We start from the raw sequence: 18,456 nt of genomic DNA, 5'->3' as shown, positions 1-18,456 counted from the left end.
GATTATTTCGCCTGCTCGAGCTTGGCCGCCTTGGCATTATCATGCCACCAGATTTCGGGAGCGCCGACGCCGTTGGCGTAACGCGGCAGCTTCTGCGGATGAGCGAATTGGTCCCAATAAGCGAGCCGGTGCGTCTTGTTATACCATTGCGGCACCCAGTAACGGCCGGCGCGGAACAAGCGGTCGAAGGCGCGGCAGGCGACGGTCAAATCCTCGCGGTTGTCGGCCGCCATGATCTTCTCGATCATGGCATCGATCGCCGGGCTGGCGACGCCCGCAAGATTGTACGAGCCCTTGGTTGCCGCGACCTGCGAGGAGAAGAACGATCGCATGGCGTCGCCGGGCGTCGCCGACATGCTGAAACGCTGGATCGTCATGTCAAAGTCAAAATCTTCCTGGCGCGCCTTGTGTTGCACGGCATCGACGAGACGCACGCTCGCTTCGATACCGAGCGTGCCCAGGTTCTTGATGTAGGGCGCGTGGTGCGGCTGGAACGAAGGCTCGTCCAGCAGGAACTCGATCCTGAAGACGTCGCCATTCGGCAGCACCCGCTTGCCGTCCTTGATCGGCATGCCGGCCTCGGTCAGCAGTTGCTGGGCCTTGCGCAACAGGCTGCGATCTTGTCCGGAGCCGTCTGAGATCGGAGGCGTGAACGGCGAGGCGAACACTTCGTCTGGCACCTGGCCGCGAAACGGCTCCAGCAGCTTCAGCTCTTCCGGCGACGGAGGCCCATTGCTTGCCATGAGGTCCGAGTTCTGGAACGGTGACACCGTGCGGGCATACGCGCCGTACATGATGGTCTTGTTGGTCCATTCGAAGTCGAAGGCATTGATCAAGGCCTCGCGCACGCGCGGGTCTTTGAACTTGTCGCGCCGCGTGTTGATGAACCAGCCTTGCGCGCCCGACGGCGTGTCGTCGGGGACCACCTCCATCTTGACGCGCCCGTCCTTCACCGCAGGAAAGTCGTAGCGCGTCGCCCAGATGCGCGAGGTGAATTCCTCCCGATAGAGGTAGTTCTTGCCGGTGAACCCCTCGAACGCGACATCGCGATCCCGATAGAATTCATAGCGCACGACGTCGAAATTGTAGCTGCCGCGGCAAGCCGGCAGGTCGGCAGCCCACCAGTCCTTGACGCGCTCATATTCGATATAGCGGTTGACCTCGAACTTGCCGACCTTGTACGGACCAGAGCCGAGCGGGGTATCAAGCGACGTTTCGTCGAAGGCGCGAGACGCATAATACGTCTTCGAGAAGATCGGCAGGCTCGCGACATAAAGCGGCACGTCGCGGGCGCGCCCCTTGGCGAAGGTCACAACGAGCGTCGCATCGTCGATCGCTTCCGCGCTCACCATGTCACGCATCTGCAGGATGATCAGCGGATGTCCCTTGGTCTTCAGCGATGTCAGCGAAAACGCCGCGTCGTGGGCGGTGAGCTTGCTGCCGTCGTGGAATTTCGCCTCCGGCCGCATGGTGAAGCGATAGACCAGTCTGTCCGGTGATATCTGCACGGATTTGGCGGCAAGCCCGTACATTGCATCAGGTTCGTCGTTTGCGCGCACCATCAGCGGCACAAACGTCATGTCCATGCCTTGCGCGCCGTCACCCTTCAGGATGAAGGCGTTGAGCGAGTTGAAGGTCTGATAGGACTGGTTGTAGGCGCGCACCGACGGAATGAGCGAGAACGTGCCGCCCTTCGGCGCATCGAGATTGACGTAGTCGAAATGGTGGAAGTCGGCGGGATATTTGAGATCGCCGAACGCCGAGATGCCATGCACCTCAGGCGGCAGTTCCGACGCCACAGCGCCGCGCGACAGAGCGGCGCTGAGCGCACCGCCGGCACCCAGGGCCAGCACATGCCGGCGTGAAAGCTGCGCCATGCGGAGAGTATCCTTCACGACTTCTTTGCGATCCGCGCCGCCTTGTCAGCGTCGTACCACCAGATGAACGGGAAGCCGGACTGACCGTATCTGGGCAATTCCGTCGGCCGGCCGAAGCGATCCCAGCGCGCGGTGCGTACCTTCGTGTAGGTCCACTGCGGCACGACATAGTGATTCCACAGCAGCACGCGGTCGAGCGCCTTGGTTGCGGCGACGAGATCGTCGCGATCCCTCGCATAGATCAACCGCTCGATCAGCTTGTCGATCGCCGGATTCTTGATGCCGGTAATGTTGCGCGACCCGGGGATATCGGCGGTCTTGGACGACCAGAACTCGCGCTGCTCGTTGCCCGGCGACTGCGACTCGCCCCATGAGTTGGTGACGACGTCGAAATCCCACTCACGAGTCCTGTTCTCGTATTGCGTCGGATCGACCGTCCTGACGCTGACGGCAATGCCGAGCCGCTCCAGCGAGGGCTTGTAAAACAGGGTAACCCGCTCGAAGCTCGGATCCGAGTTCAGCAATTCGAGGGCGAACTGCGCTCCGGTCTTTACGTCGATCAGCTTGCGATCGCGCACCTCGTAGCCCGCCTCCTTGAACAGGCGCAGCGCCTCGCGCAGATTGTCGCGCACGGCTTCCGGACTGCCGCCGACCGGATTGGTGTAGGCCGTTGTGAAGACTTCGGGCGGGACTTCGGCGCGAACGGTCTCGAGGATTTCGAGCTCTTTGCCCTGCGGCAATCCGGTCGCCATCAGCTCGTCGATGCCGTCGAAATAGCTGCTGATGCGCTTGTACTGACCGTAGAAGATCTGCTTGTTCATCTCCTCGAAGTCGAAAGCGTAGTTGAGAGCACGGCGGACGCGGGGATCGCTGAACTTGGCGCGGCGCAAATTTGGCACGAACGCCTGCATGACGCCCGAGCTGCGATTGGCGAATTCCTCGAGGATCACCCGCTTTTCGGTCACGGCCGGGAAGTCGTAGGCCGTCGCCCAGTTCTTCGCGCTGTTCTCGGTGCGCCAATCGACCTGATCGGCCTTGAAGGCCTCGATCGCCACGGTGGCGTCGCGGAAATACTCGTAGCGCAGCTCCTCGAAATTGTTGCGGCCGACGTTGGCGGCGAGATCGCGGCCCCAATAGTCCTTGACGCGCTCCAACGCGATCGAACGACCGGCAACGAATTCCTTGACCCTGTAGGGGCCGGAGCCTAGCGGCATTTCGAGCGTGGTCGCTGAAACATCGCGCTTGCGGCCCTGCGCGTCGGTTCCCTCCCACCAATGCTTGGGCAGGACCGTGAGCTGTCCGACGATCTGCGGCAATTCGCGGTTACCCGGCGCGTCGAATGTGAATTTCACCTCGCGCTCGCCGACCTTCTCCGCCTTCACCACATGGCTGTAATAGGCCGAATACATCGGGTGGTGCTTCTTGAAGGAATCCAGCGAGAAGATCACGTCATCGGTGGTAACAGGCTTGCCGTCATGCCATTTGGCCTGCGGCCGCAAGCGATAGGTGACGAAGGAGAAATCGTCCGGGTGGCTGACGGCTTCGGCCAGCGCGCCATATTCGGTCGAGACTTCGTCGAGCGCGGGCGTCAGCAGGGATTCGTAGATGAACGCGACGGCTCCGGAGACCTGCCCCTTCACTCCTGATACCACGATGTTGAAATTGTCGAAGGTACCGACGGCGATCTGGCGCGCAACGCCGCCTTTGGGCGCTTCCGGATTGACGTAGTCGAAGCGCTTGAAGTCGGCGGGGTATTTGACCTTTCCAAACAGCGACAGAGCATGCCGCCAGGGCAGCTCGCTGGCGGATTGCGCCGCGGCCGTGCCGATGACGGGAAGGCCCCCTAAGGAACCGAGGGCGGGGAGCGCTACGGCGGCAGTGCCGGTGAGCAGGAGATCGCGTCGGGTAATGGCCAAATCAACATTCCTGGTCTTGAAGGAGGTTACCCCTTTAAGTGCTCAATATAGGCGAGGTTTCGACGGAATATGTTGCTTTTTCCTCATGTTGGAAGCCCGGACGGCCTGTCGGATGCGGCCAAACGCCCCGATAAACTCACCGCGAGGCCCGGATAAGCAAACGGCCAGGCTTTTCAGCCTGGCCGCACTTTCCAAGATCGGTTTTTGACGGCCTTACTTCGACGCCGTCGGGATCGGCTGAGGATGCTCTGACAGCGAATTCAGATAGGCAATGACGTCGGCGCGCTCGGAGTCCTTCGGGATGCCGGCAAAGCCCATCGCGGTGCCCGGGATGAAGCCCTTCGGGTTGGCAATGAACTTGTTGAGGTCGTCGAACGACCAGGCGCCGCCCTTGGCCTTCATGGCGGCCGAGAAGTTGAAGCCGCCACGGCCCTCGCCCCTGGCTTCGCCGACGACGCCATAGAGGTTCGGACCGACGCGATTCGGGCCGCCCTTCTCGAAGGTGTGGCAGGCGCCGCACTTCTTGGCGGCCGCCGCGCCCTTCTCGACGGAGGCGGTCTGGAGCAGCTTTTCGATCGGCTCGGAAGCAGCGGGAGCAGCGCCGCCTTCCTTGCCGTGGCCGGCGTCTTCCTTCACGGCAATCTCGAAACCCGGCTTCTCGAGCGGCTTCGGCGTGAACAGCGCCTGGGCGGCGAAGCTCGTCACCAGCAGGATGAGACAGGTGCCCAACACGGCACCGAGAATCTTATTGAGTTCGAAAGAGTCCATTTCCGGCCAGGCCCCACACCACAGTAAGGAAATAGCGGCCGCGCGGCCGCCAGGACGAGCCTCGGGAGAATCAAACGTTCCTTGTTGTTTCCCCGAGTTTTGCCATTGAGATATCGGTTTGCCCGGGGTCTGGCAACCCGTATAAGCGACCCGGCTTTCAGCCCGTCCCCACCCCATTTCTCGACGCGGAAAACCTCTCGTTTCCAGGCCCTTGACCCGATGATCGATCCCCGCATCCTGGTGCTGATCCCGGCCCGCATGGCCGCCACCCGCCTGCCCGGCAAGCCGCTCGCCGACATCGCGGGCCTGCCGATGATCGTGCATGTGATGCGGCGGGCAGAGGCCGCCGGCATCGGCCGGGTCGCGGTCGCAACCGATACGGACGAGATCGCCTCCGTGGTCACCGCCCATGGCGGCGAAGCCGTGATGACCCGCCCGGAGCACCCCTCTGGCTCGGACCGCATCCACGAGGCGATGCAGAAGCTCGATCCCTCAGGCAAGGCCGAGATCGTGGTCAATCTCCAGGGCGATTTCCCGACCATCACGATCGACAACATCCGCGAGGTGCTGCCGCCGCTGCAGGATCCGGCCGTGGACATCGCGACGCTGGCCTCGCAGATCCATACCGAGGAGGAGGACCTCGCGCCGAGCGTCGTAAAAGCGATCGGAACCTCGCTCGGCGGGAAACGCATGCGCGCACTTTATTTCACCCGCGCGACCGCTCCGACCGGCGACGGACCGCGCTACCACCATATCGGCCTCTACGCCTATCGGCGCGCCGCGCTGGAGCGCTACGTCTCTCTGCCGCCATCGCCGCTGGAATTGCAGGAGAAGCTCGAGCAGCTCCGGGCGCTCGAGGCTGGGATGCGGATCGACTTCACCATCGTCGACACCGTGCCCCGCGGGGTCGACACGCCGGCGGACCTGGAGACCGCCCGCAGCATCCTTTCCAAATCCTGAGCCGCTGTTACAAGGCCGATCATGAGCAAGCTGAAAATCGCATTCCAGGGCGAGCCTGGGGCCAACTCCCACATCGCTATCGTCGAGGCCTATCCTGACGCCGAGCCGATGCCCTGCGCCACCTTCGAGGACGCGCTGTCGGCGATCTCGTCGGGCGAGGCCGACCTCGGCATGATCCCGATCGAGAATTCGGTCGCGGGCCGCGTCGCCGACATCCATCACCTGCTGCCGGCCTCCGGCCTCTTCATCATCGGCGAATGGTTTCTGCCGGTCCGCCATCAGCTGATGGCGGTGAAGGGGACCAAGCTCGAGGACATCAAGAGTGTCGAGAGCCACGTGCATGCGCTCGGCCAGTGCCGGCGCATCATCCGCAAGCTCGGCATCAAGCCGATCGTGCACGCCGACACCGCCGGCAGCGCCCGCGACATCTCCGAGCGCAACGACAAGGCCGTTGCCGCGATCGCCTCGCGGCTTGCGGCAAAGATCTACGGCCTCGACATCCTGGCCGAGGACATCGAGGACGAGGCGCACAACACCACGCGCTTCGTGGTGCTGGCGCGCGAGCCGAAATGGGCGGCGCAGGGCTCGGGGCCGCTGGTCACGACTTTTGTATTTCGCGTGCGCAACTTGCCGGCCGCGCTCTACAAGGCGCTCGGCGGCTTTGCCACCAACGGCGTCAACATGACCAAGCTCGAAAGCTACATGGTCGACGGCAATTTCTTCGCCACGCAGTTTTATGCCGACGTCGACGGCCACCCCGACGACAAGGGGCTGGCGTTCGCGATCGAGGAGCTGAAATTCTTCTCGCGCGAATTCCGCATCGTCGGCGTGTATCCGGGGCACCCGTTCCGCGCGACGTTCAGCGAAACGCAGCAGGATTGATTGGCCACCCTCCCCCTCCAGGGGAGGGTAAGCTACGCCGCGGCCGCTCTCAGCCCGAACGCCTCCGCCAGCAGCGAATACGACTTCTTCCGTGCGTCGTGGTCGTACACGGCCGTGATCACCATCAACTCGTCCGGCTTGCTCGCATCGATCAACGGCTGCAGCTTCCTCTGCACCGTCGCCGGATTGCCGACGAAGAGGCGCGAACGGTTGCGCGAGATCGAAATGCGCTCGGCATCCGTATAGGGATAGGCCAGCGCCTCCTCGACACTCGGCAGCGGCAGATATTGCCCGCGGTCGCGGCGCAGGCGGTTGAGATCGAACGAGGTGGCGAGCTTTTCGGCCTCCTCGTCCGTGTCGGCCGTGATGACGGCGACGGCGAGGATCGCGTGCGGGCTCGCGCTCCAGGCCGAGGGCTGGAAGCGGTTGCGGTAATGCACCATCGCATCGATCGCGTCATGGGAGGCGAAATGATGGGCGAAGGCGAAGCCCATGCCGACCTGCGCGGCGAGCTCCGAGGAATAATCGCTGGAGCCGAGCAGCCAAATCGGCGGCAGCTTGGTGTCGTCGGGCATCGCGACGACGTTGTTGTAGGGATGCCCTGCGGGAAATTCGCGGGTCTCCCACAGAATCAGTTCGTGCAGCCGCTCCAGGAAGTCGTCGCCCTCGCGGCGATCCAGCCGGCTGCGCAGTGCGTAGGCGGTGGCGCCGTCGGTACCGGGGGCGCGGCCGAGACCGAGATCGATGCGGCCGGGAAACAGGGCTTCCAGCATCTTGAAGCGCTCGGCCACCACGAGCGGGGCGTGGTTGGGCAGCATCACCCCGCCGGAGCCGACGCGGATGTGCTTCGTCACCGCCGCGATCTGCCCGATCATCACGTCGGGCGCCGGGCTCGCCACCGAGGCGAGATTGTGATGCTCGGCGAGCCAGTAGCGGACATAGCCAAGCCCATCGACATGGCGCGCCAGATCGATGCTATTGCGCAGCGCCGCGGCGGGTTTTGTACCTGTGGTGACGACGGAGAGGTCGAGGACTGAGAGCGGGATCATGGCGCGCTAAGGTAGTGAAGGCCGGCGCGGCGGCAATGGGCAGACTGCGCAGGTCTGGCGTGTGCAGGCAGCGAGCCCGCACGGCAAGAGCGGTTGTGGCGATGGGACAAGATTTATCGTAGCAACATCATCTTCACATTGCCCACACTTCATACTTACTTCTGCCCGCCACCAAAATCGTTACAATATATTGATTTACCTTATATTTTGTTATAGGTACACGCTTCCCACTTACCCTCTCACTTGCGCAATATTTCCACCGTTCCAGGTAAAAGTGGGCCACTTCCCATCCCCGATGGGCTGTCGAGTGCGACCGCTTTGGCTTATCTTGCCCACATCCAATCGAGACCTGACTGCCGGCCGCCAAGAACCGGACGAGCCCCTGGAGTGAGTGGTGCCATGACCGATCTGACGACGCCTGCCCGAGCCGAAGGGCAAGACGGGCACCTCCAAAACGGGCACCTCTCCTCGAAGCGGCCTGCGATCTCCTTCGAGTTCTTTCCGCCCAAGACGGAAGAGATGGAGCGCAATCTCTGGGAGACCATCAACCGGCTCGCCCCGCTCGACCCGAAATTCGTGTCCGTGACCTATGGGGCCGGCGGCTCGACCCGCGAGCGCACCCATTCGACCATCGCCCGCATCCTGAAGGAGACGGCGCTGCTGCCGGCCGCGCATTTGACCTGCGTCGGCGCCTCGCGCGGGGAGATCGACGAGATCGTCGACCGCTATCACGAGGTCGGCGTCCGCCACATCGTCGGCCTGCGCGGCGATCCCGTCGGCGGCATCGGCACGCCCTATTCCAGCCATCCCGACGGCTACCAGAGTTCGGCCGACCTCGTTGCGGGCATCAAGAAGCGGCACGGCGACATCGAAGTGTCCGTCTCCGCCTATCCCGAAAAGCACCCTGAAGCGCGCGACTTCGACGCCGATATCGACACCCTGAAGGCCAAGGTCGATGCGGGTGCGACGCGCGCGATCACGCAGGTGTTCTTCGATAACGACCTCTACTTCCGCTACCTCGACCGCGTCCGCGCCCGAGGCATCGACATCCCGATCGTGCCCGGCATCATGCCCATGCACAATTTCAAGCAGGCCCGCAATTTCGTCACCCGCGCCGGCACCTCCGTGCCGGAATGGCTGGCGGAGAAATTCGACGGCCTCGACGACGACGCCGAGACCCGCAAGCTGGTGGCCGCGACGGTTGCGGCCGGCCAGGTGCAGAAGCTGGCGAAGCGCGGCGTCGACACCTTCCATTTCTACACCATGAACCGCGCCGATCTCGTGTTCGCGATCAGCCATTTGCTCGGCATCCGCGCCAAGAGCGCGCAGAAGGCGGCGTAAGAAGATAATGACCGTATCCACCTCTCCCAAGCGAACTGCCCTGCTCAATGCCGCGCGCGAGCGCATCCTCGTGCTCGACGGCGCCATGGGCACGATGATCCAGAACCTGCAGTTCGACGAGGCCGCCTTCCGCGGCGAGCGCTTCAAGGATTTCCATCGCGACCTGCGCGGCAACAACGACCTGTTGATCCTGACCCAGCCGCAGGCGATCGAGGACATCCACGCCGCCTATTTGCGCGCCGGCGCCGACATCGTCGCGACCAACACCTTCTCGACGACCTCGATCGCGCAGGCCGATTACGACCTCACCGACATCGTCTACGAGATGGCGCGCGAAGGCGCCCGCCTCGCCGGCAACGCCGCAAGGCGCGTCGAGGCCGAGGACGGCAAGCCGCGCTTCGTTGCGGGGGCCATCGGCCCGACCAACCGCACCGCCTCGATCTCGCCCGACGTATCCAATCCCGGCTACCGGGCCGTCACGTTCGACGATCTGCGCAAATCCTATGGCGAGCAGATCAACGGCATGCTCGATGGCGGCGTCGATCTGCTGCTGGTCGAGACCATCTTCGACACGCTGAACGCCAAGGCGGCGCTCTATGCGATCGCCGAAATCACCGAAGAACGCGGCATCGACGTGCCCGTGATGGTGTCGGGCACCATCACCGACAAATCCGGCCGCCTGCTGTCGGGCCAGATGCCGGAAGCATTCTGGAATTCGGTGCGACACGCAAAACCCGTGACCATCGGCTTCAACTGCGCGCTCGGCGCGGAAGATCTGCGCGCCCACATCGCCGATATCGGACGCGTCGCCGACACACTGGTGTGCGCCTATCCGAACGCCGGCCTGCCCAACGAATTCGGCCAGTACGACGAGACGCCGGAATATATGGCGCGCCTGGTCGGTGAATTCGCGCGCGATGGCCTCGTCAACATCGTCGGCGGCTGCTGCGGCACCACGCCGGACCACATCGCGGCGATCGCAGCGGCCGTCGCCCCGCACAAGCCGCGCATCGTGCCGGAAATCGAACCGCGCTTAAGGCTCTCCGGCCTCGAGCCATTCATCCTGACGGAAGCCATTCCGTTCGTGAACGTCGGCGAGCGCACCAACGTCACCGGCTCCGCCCGCTTCCGCAAGCTGATCACCGCCGGCGACTACACCGCCGCGCTGCAGGTCGCCCGCGACCAGGTCGAGAACGGCGCGCAGATCATCGACGTCAACATGGACGAAGGACTTCTGGATTCGGAAGCCGCGATGGTGACCTTCCTCAACCTCGTCGCCGCCGAGCCCGACATCGCCCGCGTCCCCGTGATGGTCGACTCCTCGAAATTCTCGGTGATCGAGGCCGGCCTGAAATGCGTGCAGGGCAAGCCGGTCGTCAACTCGATCTCGATGAAGGAAGGCGAGGAGAAGTTCATTCACGAGGCCAAGATCGCCCGCCGCCATGGCGCGGCCATGGTGGTGATGGCGTTCGACGAGGTCGGCCAGGCCGATACGTTCGCGCGCAAGACCGATATCTGCAAGCGCGCCTACGACATCCTGGTGGATCGCGTCGGCTTCCCGCCTGAGGACATCATCTTCGATCCGAACATCTTCGCGATCGCGACCGGCATCGAGGAGCACAACAATTACGGCGTCGACTTCATCGAGGCGACGCGCTGGATCCGCCAGAACCTGCCGGGCGCGCACATCTCGGGCGGCGTCTCGAACCTGTCGTTCTCGTTCCGCGGCAACGAGCCGGTGCGCGAGGCCATGCACTCGGTGTTCCTGTATCACGCCATCAAGGCGGGCATGGACATGGGCATCGTCAATGCCGGACAGATGATCGTCTATGACGACATCGATGCCGAGCTGCGCCAGGTCTGCGAGGACGTCATCCTCAACCGCGACCCCGGCGCGTCCGAGCGCCTGCTGGCGCTCGCGGAGAAATTCCGCGGCAACAAGACCCAGACCAAGGAAGCCGATCTCGCCTGGCGTGAATGGCCGGTGGAAAAGCGGCTGTCGCATTCGCTGGTGCATGGGATCACCGAGTTCATCGAGGTGGACACCGAGGAGGCCCGCAAGGCATCCAAGCGTCCGCTCGACGTGATCGAGGGACCGCTGATGGCCGGCATGAACGTGGTCGGCGACCTCTTCGGCGACGGCAAGATGTTCCTGCCGCAGGTGGTGAAGTCCGCACGCGTGATGAAGCAGGCGGTCGCGTGGCTGATGCCGTTCATGGAGGAAGAGAAGGCGCGCAACCTCGCCAACGGCATCGGCACCGAAGGCTCCTCGTCCGCCGGCAAGATCGTGCTCGCGACCGTCAAGGGCGACGTCCACGACATCGGCAAGAATATCGTCGGCATCGTGCTCCAGTGCAACAATTTCGAGGTGATCGACCTCGGCGTGATGGTGCCGGCGGCCAAGATCGTCGAGACGGTGAAGGCGGAGAAGGCCGACATCGTCGGGCTATCAGGCCTGATCACGCCCTCGCTCGACGAGATGGCGTTCTTCGCCGGCGAATTGCAGCGCGAAGGTTTGAAGCTACCGCTCTTGATCGGCGGCGCCACCACGAGCCGCGTGCACACGGCGGTCAAGATCGACCCGAGCTATCGCGCCGGTCCCGTCGTCCACGTCAACGACGCCAGCCGCGCCGTCGGCGTCGCCTCCTCGCTGCTGAGCCCTGAGAAGCGCGAGGCCTACGCCGCCGAGGTGCGCGCCGAATACGCCAAAATCTCGGACGCGCATCTGCGCGCGCAGGCCGACAAGAAGCGCCTGAAGCTCGCGGCCGCACGCGCCAACCGCGTGCCGGTCGACTTCGCCGCGAACAAGCCGGTGAAGCCGACCTTCTTGGGCATCCGCAGCTTCGACGATTACGATCTCGCCGAGCTGGTGCCCTATATCGACTGGACGCCGTTCTTCCAGACCTGGGAGCTCGCCGGGCGTTTTCCGGCCATCCTCGACGATTCCAAGGTCGGCGAGGTCGCGCGCTCGCTCTATGACGATGCGCGCAAAATGCTCGACCTGATCGTCAGGGAAAAATGGTTCCGGGCGCGTGCGACGGTCGGCTTCTGGCCGGCGAACGCTGAAGGCGACGACATCGTGCTCTATGCCGACGAAAGCCGGACCAGGCAGATCGCGACGCTGCACACGCTGCGCCAGCAGCTCGAGAAGCGCGAGGGCCGGTTCAACGCTGCGCTCGCCGACTTCGTCGCGCCCGCCGGCGTGCCCGACTATGTCGGCGGCTTCGTCGTCACGGCCGGTATCGGCGAGGACGTGGTCGCTGACCGCTTCAAGATGGCCAATGACGACTACTCCTCGATCCTGTGCAAGGCCTTGGCCGATCGCCTTGCCGAGGCCTTCGCCGAGCGCATGCATGCCCGCGTGCGCCGCGAGTTCTGGGCTTATGCACCGGACGAGGCGCTCTCCAGCGAGGACCTGATCCTCGAGAAGTACCAGGGCATCCGCCCCGCGCCCGGCTATCCCGCGCAGCCCGATCACACCGAGAAGGCGACGCTGTTCGAGCTGCTCGACGCGGAAGCGACTGCCGGCGTGAAGTTGACCGAGAGCTTTGCGATGTGGCCGGGCTCTTCCGTGTCCGGGCTCTATTTCGCGAACCCCGAGAGCTATTATTTCGGCGTCGGCAAGATCGAGCGTGACCAGGTCGAGGACTATGCCGCACGCAAGGGCATGACGGTGGCGGAAACCGAGCGCTGGCTCGCGCCGGTGCTGAACTACATCCCGTCGCAGCAGACCGACAAGGCCTTCGCGGCGACACCTGCGAACGACGAGACGTCGAAGGATCTCGCCTCGCATCCGCCTGGCTGCACCTGCGCGGTGCATCTCGTCTGGCAGAAGAAGCGCGCGGGGGCGGGGTAGGCCCGCCTTCGCTTCCCAGCCCGCCTTCGCTTCCCAAGACTAAAAAAGTGAAAAACAACCCCATGCACAGTAGAGGTGGGGTTGAAAGGCTTGAGGAATTTCGGTCTTACCGAAACGACTTGCTCCGTCGGGCAAAACACCAGTAATATTCCATCATCGCTTGCCGTGCGAGTTTCGCACTTCGTCGGATGCCGCATGCTCCATTCTCGTGTCCCGGACGCGGTGCGGCGCGCAGTGCCGCTCCGCAGAGCCGGGACCCAGAAGGCAGCACCGGAGATGCCGTGAGATGGGCCCCGGCTCTGCAGCGCACCGCTCAAGAAGCGCTGCGCTGCGTCCGGGGCACGAGAGCGACAGCGGTAGCTCGACATGCGCGGCAAATCGAACATGCAACCGCAGCGAAAGCGACCTCGCCTCACAACTCGCCGCGCCCGCTTTTGTCTCACGGGAACCGGCCCCCGTGTGAACTCGTTCACTTGTCCGCTCAACCTTGATTCGCTACTCTATCGGTCTACTACCTTCAAACCGATGGTTTGCTTGGGATCGAACATATGACGCAGTTCATTGCACTGTTCGTCGCCGCGATCGCCCTTGTCGTGCTGCCCACGATTGCCGCGGCTGACTGTCCGAAAGGCTACGTGCCATGCGGCGAACGAAACCAGTTGTGCTGCCCGCGAAAGTAGCAAGTCGCAAATGGCTCTGGCTTGGTAGCCTCGTCTTTGTCGCGATCGGCCTGGTGATGGTTGCAGCCTGGGTCGGTTTCCCGCGAAAGAAACACACGATCACGGCCATCCTCTCCGAGACCGGATATTTCGAGGTGGTCCCACCCAGCACGTTCGGCGGTCCCGGCACCATCAACACAATCGAATATCTGAGCAATGGTCGGCTCGAGCTGCATCCGACCTGCGATATCGACCCCGCGCTGCTGGCCGACAAGATCCGGAAATCACCGACCGTGGACCGGGACCTGAAGCAGTCGCTCGAGAAGAATCTCGACGTGTCCGCACAGGTCAGGGACAAGCTGTCGGCGGTCGCCGGAATGCAGCAAGTTGATTCAATTCACCTCAAGCTCGAGAACGCCAACATTCTCCTGATTTCCGACGAGTCGCTGATATCGACCCGCAATGCCCTGCTGAAGGCCGAATGCGAGGACGCGATCGCCATGAACATTTCGAGCGGCGGCGTCGTCTGCCAGACGCGCTCCGTGCTGGAAGCCGACGTCGTCTACGAGATCAAATATCACAACACGATTTCGATGGAGGAGCGGGCCAAGCTGACATCCGAGATCGCGGCGAAGCTCGAGCTGGACGCACACCAGGGATCGGACGACAAGGTGTCCGGCTCTCAATTGTTCTTTGGCATCAGGCTGTCGCCCAATCCGATCGTGCTGAAGACCGCGACGGGCGAGATCAAGCCCTGCAACAGGAGATAGGACGCCGCGCTTTCACCCCTTCGGCGGGGCCAGCGGCTGCACGATCTCCCCGAACGGCGCCAGCGCCTCGCAGCGCTCGGCGTGGGCCGACAGCGCCGGATAGCGCGATGGCTCGAACAGTTGCGGATGCGCCTCGCGGGTGAAGCGGACGACGCAGGCAACCGCAATGTCGGCGTGGCCGATCCGGTCACCCAGCCAATACGGCGTCGTCACCCCGGCGCGTTCGGCTTCGAGCACCTTAAGCACGTCGGCGATCTGCGCCTGGCAGCGCTCGACCCACAGCGCAAGCTGCTCCTTGCGCAGCACGCGCTCATAGAGCAGGCTCACCGCCTTGTCGCCGAGGCCGGTGGCGAGCGCGCAGATGCGCAGGTGCTTTCGCCGCTCGGCGCCGCCGCGCGGCAGCATCGCCTTCTCCGGCCCGACGAGCTCATCGAGATAATCGAGGATGATCGTGCTCTCGATCAGCGCCTCGCCATCATCACACACCAGCGTCGGCACGCGGCGCAGCGGGTTGTACGGCGCGATCTTGTCGGCATCGCCGAAGGTCGACCAAGGCTTGTGTTCGAAGGCGAGCCCGTAAAGCCGCAGCGCGATCGCGACGCGGCGCACGAAGGGGGAGTCGTATTGGCCGATCAGGAACATGGTTTTTGCTCGCGCGTCATGGCCGGGCTTGACCCGGCCGCAGGGCCCAAGCCCCTTCAGCGTGGCGTAGGCCCGGCCATCCATCTTTCTTCAGATTAGAAAGCGGTGGATGCCCGGATCAAGCCCCGGGCACGACGGATTTGAACCGGGCAACCTACGTATGCAAAATCTTCATCCTTGTTTTCTGTGGCAGCGCGCGGGTTTCACATGTCGGCGCGAACAGCAGGGCTGACCTGCTTCAAGGCCACGCAGCGCGGATTCTCACTCGCGAGGGAAAGGAGGAGGTGTTTTGAGGTCGTAGCCCGGATGGAGCGAAGCGAAATCCGGGTCGATCAGGATGTGAGAAGGCCCCGGATTACGCTGCGCTCCATCCGGGCTACGGCCGGCCTGCGCATCATTCGATGATCGGCACGTGCTTCGCCGCCGTCCGCGGCGCCGTTCCGTCGAGGCGCGGATCGTCCGCAACCTCGATCTGGCGGCGGAACGGGCGGAAGCCGGAGCGCTGGTAGAACGCGACGGCCGAGGGATGGTCGAAGGTGCAGGTGTGCACCCAGACCCGGCGCAGCTCGCGAGACCATGCGAGCTCCAGCGCGCGGTTCATCAGGAAGCGGGCGGCGCCCGTGCCGATCAATCCGGCGGTGACACCGAAATAGACCAGCTCGCACTGGCCGGCCTCGCGGAAATCCAGCTCCAGCAGGCCTTCGTCGCGGCCGTCCACGACGAGGGCATAGACCTCGACACCCGGCGCGTGGATGATCGCGGCGAGCTCCGCATCATTCATGCGCGGCCGGGAAAACCACAGCCACTCCTCGCCGACGCGGCGGTAGAGGTCGCGATACCAATGAAGCGCGGGCGCGTCGACCTTGCGCAAGGTCCACGCACCTGGAGGATCGTCGCGGCGCGCGGGAGGCGCGGTCATCTCCAGATGGGTGACGACCGCGGCGATCTTGCCGGCGGGGATGTCGGAATAGCCGTCGGGGATGATCATGGGGCCTCTCGGTGGAATCATGGCGCTGATCGAAGCGGGACTGCGCTCCCTCTCCCCGTTCTTACGGGGAGAGGGTTGGGGTGAGGGGCTTTCTCCGCGCGCGTTATCTGTCGATAGACCTGTACCCCCTCACCCGGAACGCATCTCGCGATGCGTTCCGACCTCTCCCCGCAAGCGGGGCGAGGTGAACCCTCGCTCATCGCGGCGTCAAGATGATCGCTTCCGCGGTCGCGGCTTCGACGGCCGGGCGGCTGTAGAGCAGCGGGACGTATTGGCCCGTGGCCCAGAGCGGAGCGAGATCGCGGTAATGGGCGCTGAAGGGATCGCCGGATTGGCCGGGCGTGTTGATGGTGCGGCTCGCATCCCAATTGCCGACGTCGAGCACCATGCGGAACGATGCGCCGGCGAACAGCTGGTAATCGGCACGGCGATAGGTGGCCGCGCGCGGCACATTGGCGGCACCGCCATAGGCGAGCGGGCCGACCGAGAGCTGCGCGGCGGTCGCCTTGTCGGCGAGCGGCATCAAGGCATGGTCGAATTTCGCGACATGCAGCCGGCCCCAGCGCCAGGTCGAGGCATCCGGCCCGAGCTTGCCCGTGACGTCGGCCACCGCGGCGCCGAGGCTGTCGCGCAGGATCTGGTCGCGCGCGGCAGCGGGATCGGCGCCGAACGACGCATCGGGAGATTCCAGATAGGCGACCAGCGCCGAAATGCTCGACGCCTCCGGCGCGATCAGATCGGCGGCCTTGGGTGCCGTGGTCTTCAGCAGCACCGGCCCAAGATGATTGGCGATCCAGACCTCGAACACGGCGGCTGCCGCGCTGTCGGCGGCATCGCGCGCGTCCCATGGCTTGAGCAGCTCGAGACCCTTCTTCACATTGGGATCGTCGGAGGTGAGCGGCTGCAACAGCTTGACGAGGCGCCGCCCCAGCATCGCGGTGTCGTCGTTCTGCAAATCCATGGCGTCGGCGAGCGTCACCTTGCTGTTGGCCGCGAGCACCTCGGTGATGCGTTGCCAGCGCGCGCTGTCGGACCATTCGAACCCGACCTTGCGTTCGGCTACCGGATAATCGGCCGGCAGGTTCATCTGGTTGGCGGTGGCGAGAAAGCCCTGCTTGGGCTGATAGGCTTTCGGCAATTCGTCGAGCGAGAGAAAGCCCTGCCACTCATAGCGGCCGTCGCCCGGCACCGGCATCAGGCCGTCGAAGTTGGCACGGCGCGGCGTCTTGCCGGCGGCGACCCAGCCGATATTGCCGCGGGTGTCGGCATATACCTGGTTCTCCGACGGCGCGCCCCAGCGGCGCATGGCGGCGAGGAAGCCGTTCCAGTCCTTCGCGGTCATGTAATCGGAGGAGCCGAAATAGGCTGACGTGCCGGGCTCGAACCAGATCGAGCGCACCGCGAAGGCGCGCTTGTTGCCATCGTCGACATAGATCACCGGACCGTGCCGGGTGAACTTCAGCTCGAAGTCGCGATCGGCCTCGCCCTTGACCTGCTCGGTCTCGTGCACGATGCGCATGTCTTCCCAGCCATTGCCGTAGCGGTACTGGTTGGGGTTTTGCGGATTGAGCTCGTAGACGTAGAGGTCTTCCTGGTCGACGTTGAAGATGGTGAGGCCGAACGCGATGGTGCCGTTGTGGCCGATCGAGATGCCGGGCAGCGCCGGCTCGCCGGCACCAATCACGGAGAGGCCCGGCGCGTTGAGGCCGACGATGTAGCGCAGCGAGGGCACGCTGTGCTCGCGATGCGGATCGTTGGCGAGGATCGGGCGGCCCGTCGCCGTGCGCGAGGCCGCGATCACCCAATTGTTGGAGCCGATGGTGTCGCGCTGCTGGTCGGCCTCAGTGAGGTATTTGTCGGGATCATGCGCGAGTGCGGCCTGCTTGTCCTTCGGTGCCGCGAAAGCCACCGGGCGGGTCGCGAGATCGTAGGCCGCGAGCACGGCCTTCGGCACGCCGCAGGGGTCGAGCCCATCCGGCACTTTCGTGGTCCATGCCGGTTCGAGCTTGACGCGAAAACGATCGGCATCGAGGCCGGCCGCGCAGGCGACCAGCGAGCGCTTGACCTCGGAGGCGACGTTGCGCGTCAGGCCGTGGCTGCGAATGCGGACGACGTCATCCGCCGTCCACGGATCAGGCATGGTGCCGGCGATCCTGAACTCGATCGGCAGCGGACGCTTTCCCGCGCGCACATCGGCGACATAGGCATTGACGCCGGCGACGAACGCGTCCGCATAGGTCTTCGCCTTGGGACCGTAGGCCGCCCACTCCGCGTTCATGTCGCCGCGATAGAGGAACAGCCGCAGCGCCTTGTCCTGCTCGGCATAGGCCGGGCCGAAATCCTTTGCGAGCAGGCCGAGACCGCGCTTGCGCCAGAGATCGATCTGCCAGAGCCGGTCGCGCGCGGCGTTGAAACCTTGCAGGAAGAACAGGTCGTGCTCGTTACCGGCATAGATGTGCGGGATGCCCCAGACGTCGACCAGGATCTGGGCGGGGGCGTCGAGGCCGGCGACATCGGTCTTGAGCTGCCGCGCACTTCCGAGCGGGTTCGGCTTGTCGCGCGCGATGGCTGTCGAGGTGAGCAGCGCGGCGCAGATCGCTGCGCCGCAGAGTTTTCGGATGACCCGGTTGAGATCCGTGTTCATTGTCTTCTCCCGTTGTTGTTATTTTAGTTCGTAGCCCGGATGGAGCGAAGCGTAATACGGGAATCTTACTCGTGGAGAGAACCCCGGATTACGCTGCGCTCCAT

At 64.2% G+C, this 18,456-nt stretch carries 12 protein-coding genes; 5 read left to right on the top strand and 7 right to left on the bottom strand.

The genetic code is table 11. The features are described 5' to 3' along the window. Positions 1 to 2 precede the first annotated feature (2 nt). From AB7008_RS05785 to AB7008_RS05775, 3 genes are all read right to left on the bottom strand, one after another. Complete coding sequence (locus AB7008_RS05785; RefSeq protein WP_248881386.1) at positions 3 to 1,877, bottom strand: extracellular solute-binding protein; 1,875 nt, start codon at positions 1,875 to 1,877, stop codon at positions 3 to 5. Positions 1,878 to 1,891: 14 nt separating this feature from the next. Beyond that, entirely contained in the window at positions 1,892 to 3,793 is a 1,902-nt protein-coding gene (locus AB7008_RS05780; protein WP_441258618.1) for an extracellular solute-binding protein, read from the bottom strand. A gap of 213 nt (positions 3,794 to 4,006) precedes the next feature. Next, the gene (locus AB7008_RS05775) at positions 4,007 to 4,561 is read right to left on the bottom strand and encodes a c-type cytochrome (protein WP_441258617.1); all 555 of its coding nucleotides are present in this window, start codon (positions 4,559 to 4,561) and stop codon (positions 4,007 to 4,009) included. A 219-nt stretch (positions 4,562 to 4,780) separates the two neighbouring features. Here AB7008_RS05775 and AB7008_RS05770 point away from each other — a divergent pair, with 219 nt between their 5' ends. Together AB7008_RS05770 and AB7008_RS05765 are read left to right on the top strand one after the other, a co-directional pair. Continuing rightward, positions 4,781 to 5,521, top strand: coding sequence for a 3-deoxy-manno-octulosonate cytidylyltransferase (locus tag AB7008_RS05770; protein WP_014498245.1), 741 nt, complete (start codon positions 4,781 to 4,783; stop codon positions 5,519 to 5,521). A 21-nt stretch (positions 5,522 to 5,542) separates the two neighbouring features. Continuing rightward, complete coding sequence (locus AB7008_RS05765) at positions 5,543 to 6,403, top strand: prephenate dehydratase (RefSeq protein WP_038933521.1); 861 nt, start codon at positions 5,543 to 5,545, stop codon at positions 6,401 to 6,403. A 32-nt stretch (positions 6,404 to 6,435) separates the two neighbouring features. Here AB7008_RS05765 and AB7008_RS05760 read toward each other — a convergent pair whose 3' ends face one another. Next, a complete protein-coding gene (locus AB7008_RS05760) occupies positions 6,436 to 7,452 on the bottom strand; it encodes an LLM class flavin-dependent oxidoreductase (protein WP_441258616.1) in 1,017 nt (338 codons plus the stop codon). Positions 7,453 to 7,851: 399 nt separating this feature from the next. Between AB7008_RS05760 and metF the strand changes: the two genes are divergently transcribed. The 3 genes from metF to AB7008_RS05745 all read left to right on the top strand — a co-directional run bounded on the left by metF (position 7,852) and on the right by AB7008_RS05745 (position 14,078). Continuing rightward, the gene (gene metF / locus AB7008_RS05755) at positions 7,852 to 8,793 is read left to right on the top strand and encodes a methylenetetrahydrofolate reductase [NAD(P)H] (RefSeq protein ID WP_441258615.1); all 942 of its coding nucleotides are present in this window, start codon (positions 7,852 to 7,854) and stop codon (positions 8,791 to 8,793) included. A gap of 7 nt (positions 8,794 to 8,800) precedes the next feature. Continuing rightward, a complete protein-coding gene (gene metH / locus AB7008_RS05750; protein ID WP_441258614.1) occupies positions 8,801 to 12,649 on the top strand; it encodes a methionine synthase in 3,849 nt (1,282 codons plus the stop codon). Between the two features lie 640 nt (positions 12,650 to 13,289). Next, positions 13,290 to 14,078 carry a hypothetical protein gene (locus AB7008_RS05745; protein ID WP_028157374.1) on the top strand — a complete coding sequence of 263 codons (789 nt, stop codon included), beginning with the start codon at positions 13,290 to 13,292 and terminating at the stop codon, positions 14,076 to 14,078. A 12-nt stretch (positions 14,079 to 14,090) separates the two neighbouring features. Here AB7008_RS05745 and AB7008_RS05740 read toward each other — a convergent pair whose 3' ends face one another. The 3 genes from AB7008_RS05740 to AB7008_RS05730 all read right to left on the bottom strand — a co-directional run bounded on the left by AB7008_RS05740 (position 14,091) and on the right by AB7008_RS05730 (position 18,352). Beyond that, positions 14,091 to 14,720 (bottom strand): glutathione S-transferase family protein, encoded by a 630-nt coding sequence (locus AB7008_RS05740; protein WP_441261191.1) that lies wholly within the window; start codon positions 14,718 to 14,720, stop codon positions 14,091 to 14,093. Positions 14,721 to 15,114: 394 nt separating this feature from the next. After that, positions 15,115 to 15,708: a GNAT family N-acetyltransferase gene (locus AB7008_RS05735; RefSeq protein WP_441258613.1), complete on the bottom strand. Its 594-nt coding sequence runs from the start codon at positions 15,706 to 15,708 to the stop codon at positions 15,115 to 15,117. A 196-nt stretch (positions 15,709 to 15,904) separates the two neighbouring features. Next, positions 15,905 to 18,352, bottom strand: a complete 2,448-nt coding sequence (locus AB7008_RS05730; RefSeq protein WP_441258612.1) for a penicillin acylase family protein — start codon at positions 18,350 to 18,352, stop codon at positions 15,905 to 15,907. Positions 18,353 to 18,456: the final 104 nt, after the last annotated feature.

Origin of the sequence: Bradyrhizobium sp. 521_C7_N1_3 (assembly GCF_052075975.1) — a bacterium.
Classification (GTDB): Bacteria; Pseudomonadota; Alphaproteobacteria; order Rhizobiales; family Xanthobacteraceae; genus Bradyrhizobium; species Bradyrhizobium japonicum.
The sequence above is the reverse complement of the archived record's forward strand: the minus strand, read 5'-3'. Positions and strand labels throughout refer to the sequence as shown.

Bases quoted from the DNA above. Each gene is read 5' to 3' on its own strand.
- AB7008_RS05785 (WP_248881386.1), bottom strand. From the start codon at position 1,877: ATGGCGCAGCTTTCACGCCGGCATGTGCTGGCCCTGGGTGCCGGCGGT.
- AB7008_RS05775 (WP_441258617.1), bottom strand. From the start codon at position 4,561: ATGGACTCTTTCGAACTCAATAAGATTCTCGGTGCCGTGTTGGGCACC.
- AB7008_RS05770 (WP_014498245.1), top strand. From the start codon at position 4,781: ATGATCGATCCCCGCATCCTGGTGCTGATCCCGGCCCGCATGGCCGCC.
- AB7008_RS05765 (WP_038933521.1), top strand. From the start codon at position 5,543: ATGAGCAAGCTGAAAATCGCATTCCAGGGCGAGCCTGGGGCCAACTCC.
- AB7008_RS05760 (WP_441258616.1), bottom strand. From the start codon at position 7,452: ATGATCCCGCTCTCAGTCCTCGACCTCTCCGTCGTCACCACAGGTACA.
- metF (WP_441258615.1), top strand. From the start codon at position 7,852: ATGACCGATCTGACGACGCCTGCCCGAGCCGAAGGGCAAGACGGGCAC.
- metH (WP_441258614.1), top strand. From the start codon at position 8,801: ATGACCGTATCCACCTCTCCCAAGCGAACTGCCCTGCTCAATGCCGCG.
- AB7008_RS05745 (WP_028157374.1), top strand. From the start codon at position 13,290: ATGCGGCGAACGAAACCAGTTGTGCTGCCCGCGAAAGTAGCAAGTCGC.
- AB7008_RS05740 (WP_441261191.1), bottom strand. From the start codon at position 14,720: ATGTTCCTGATCGGCCAATACGACTCCCCCTTCGTGCGCCGCGTCGCG.
- AB7008_RS05735 (WP_441258613.1), bottom strand. From the start codon at position 15,708: ATGATCATCCCCGACGGCTATTCCGACATCCCCGCCGGCAAGATCGCC.
- AB7008_RS05730 (WP_441258612.1), bottom strand. From the start codon at position 18,352: ATGAACACGGATCTCAACCGGGTCATCCGAAAACTCTGCGGCGCAGCG.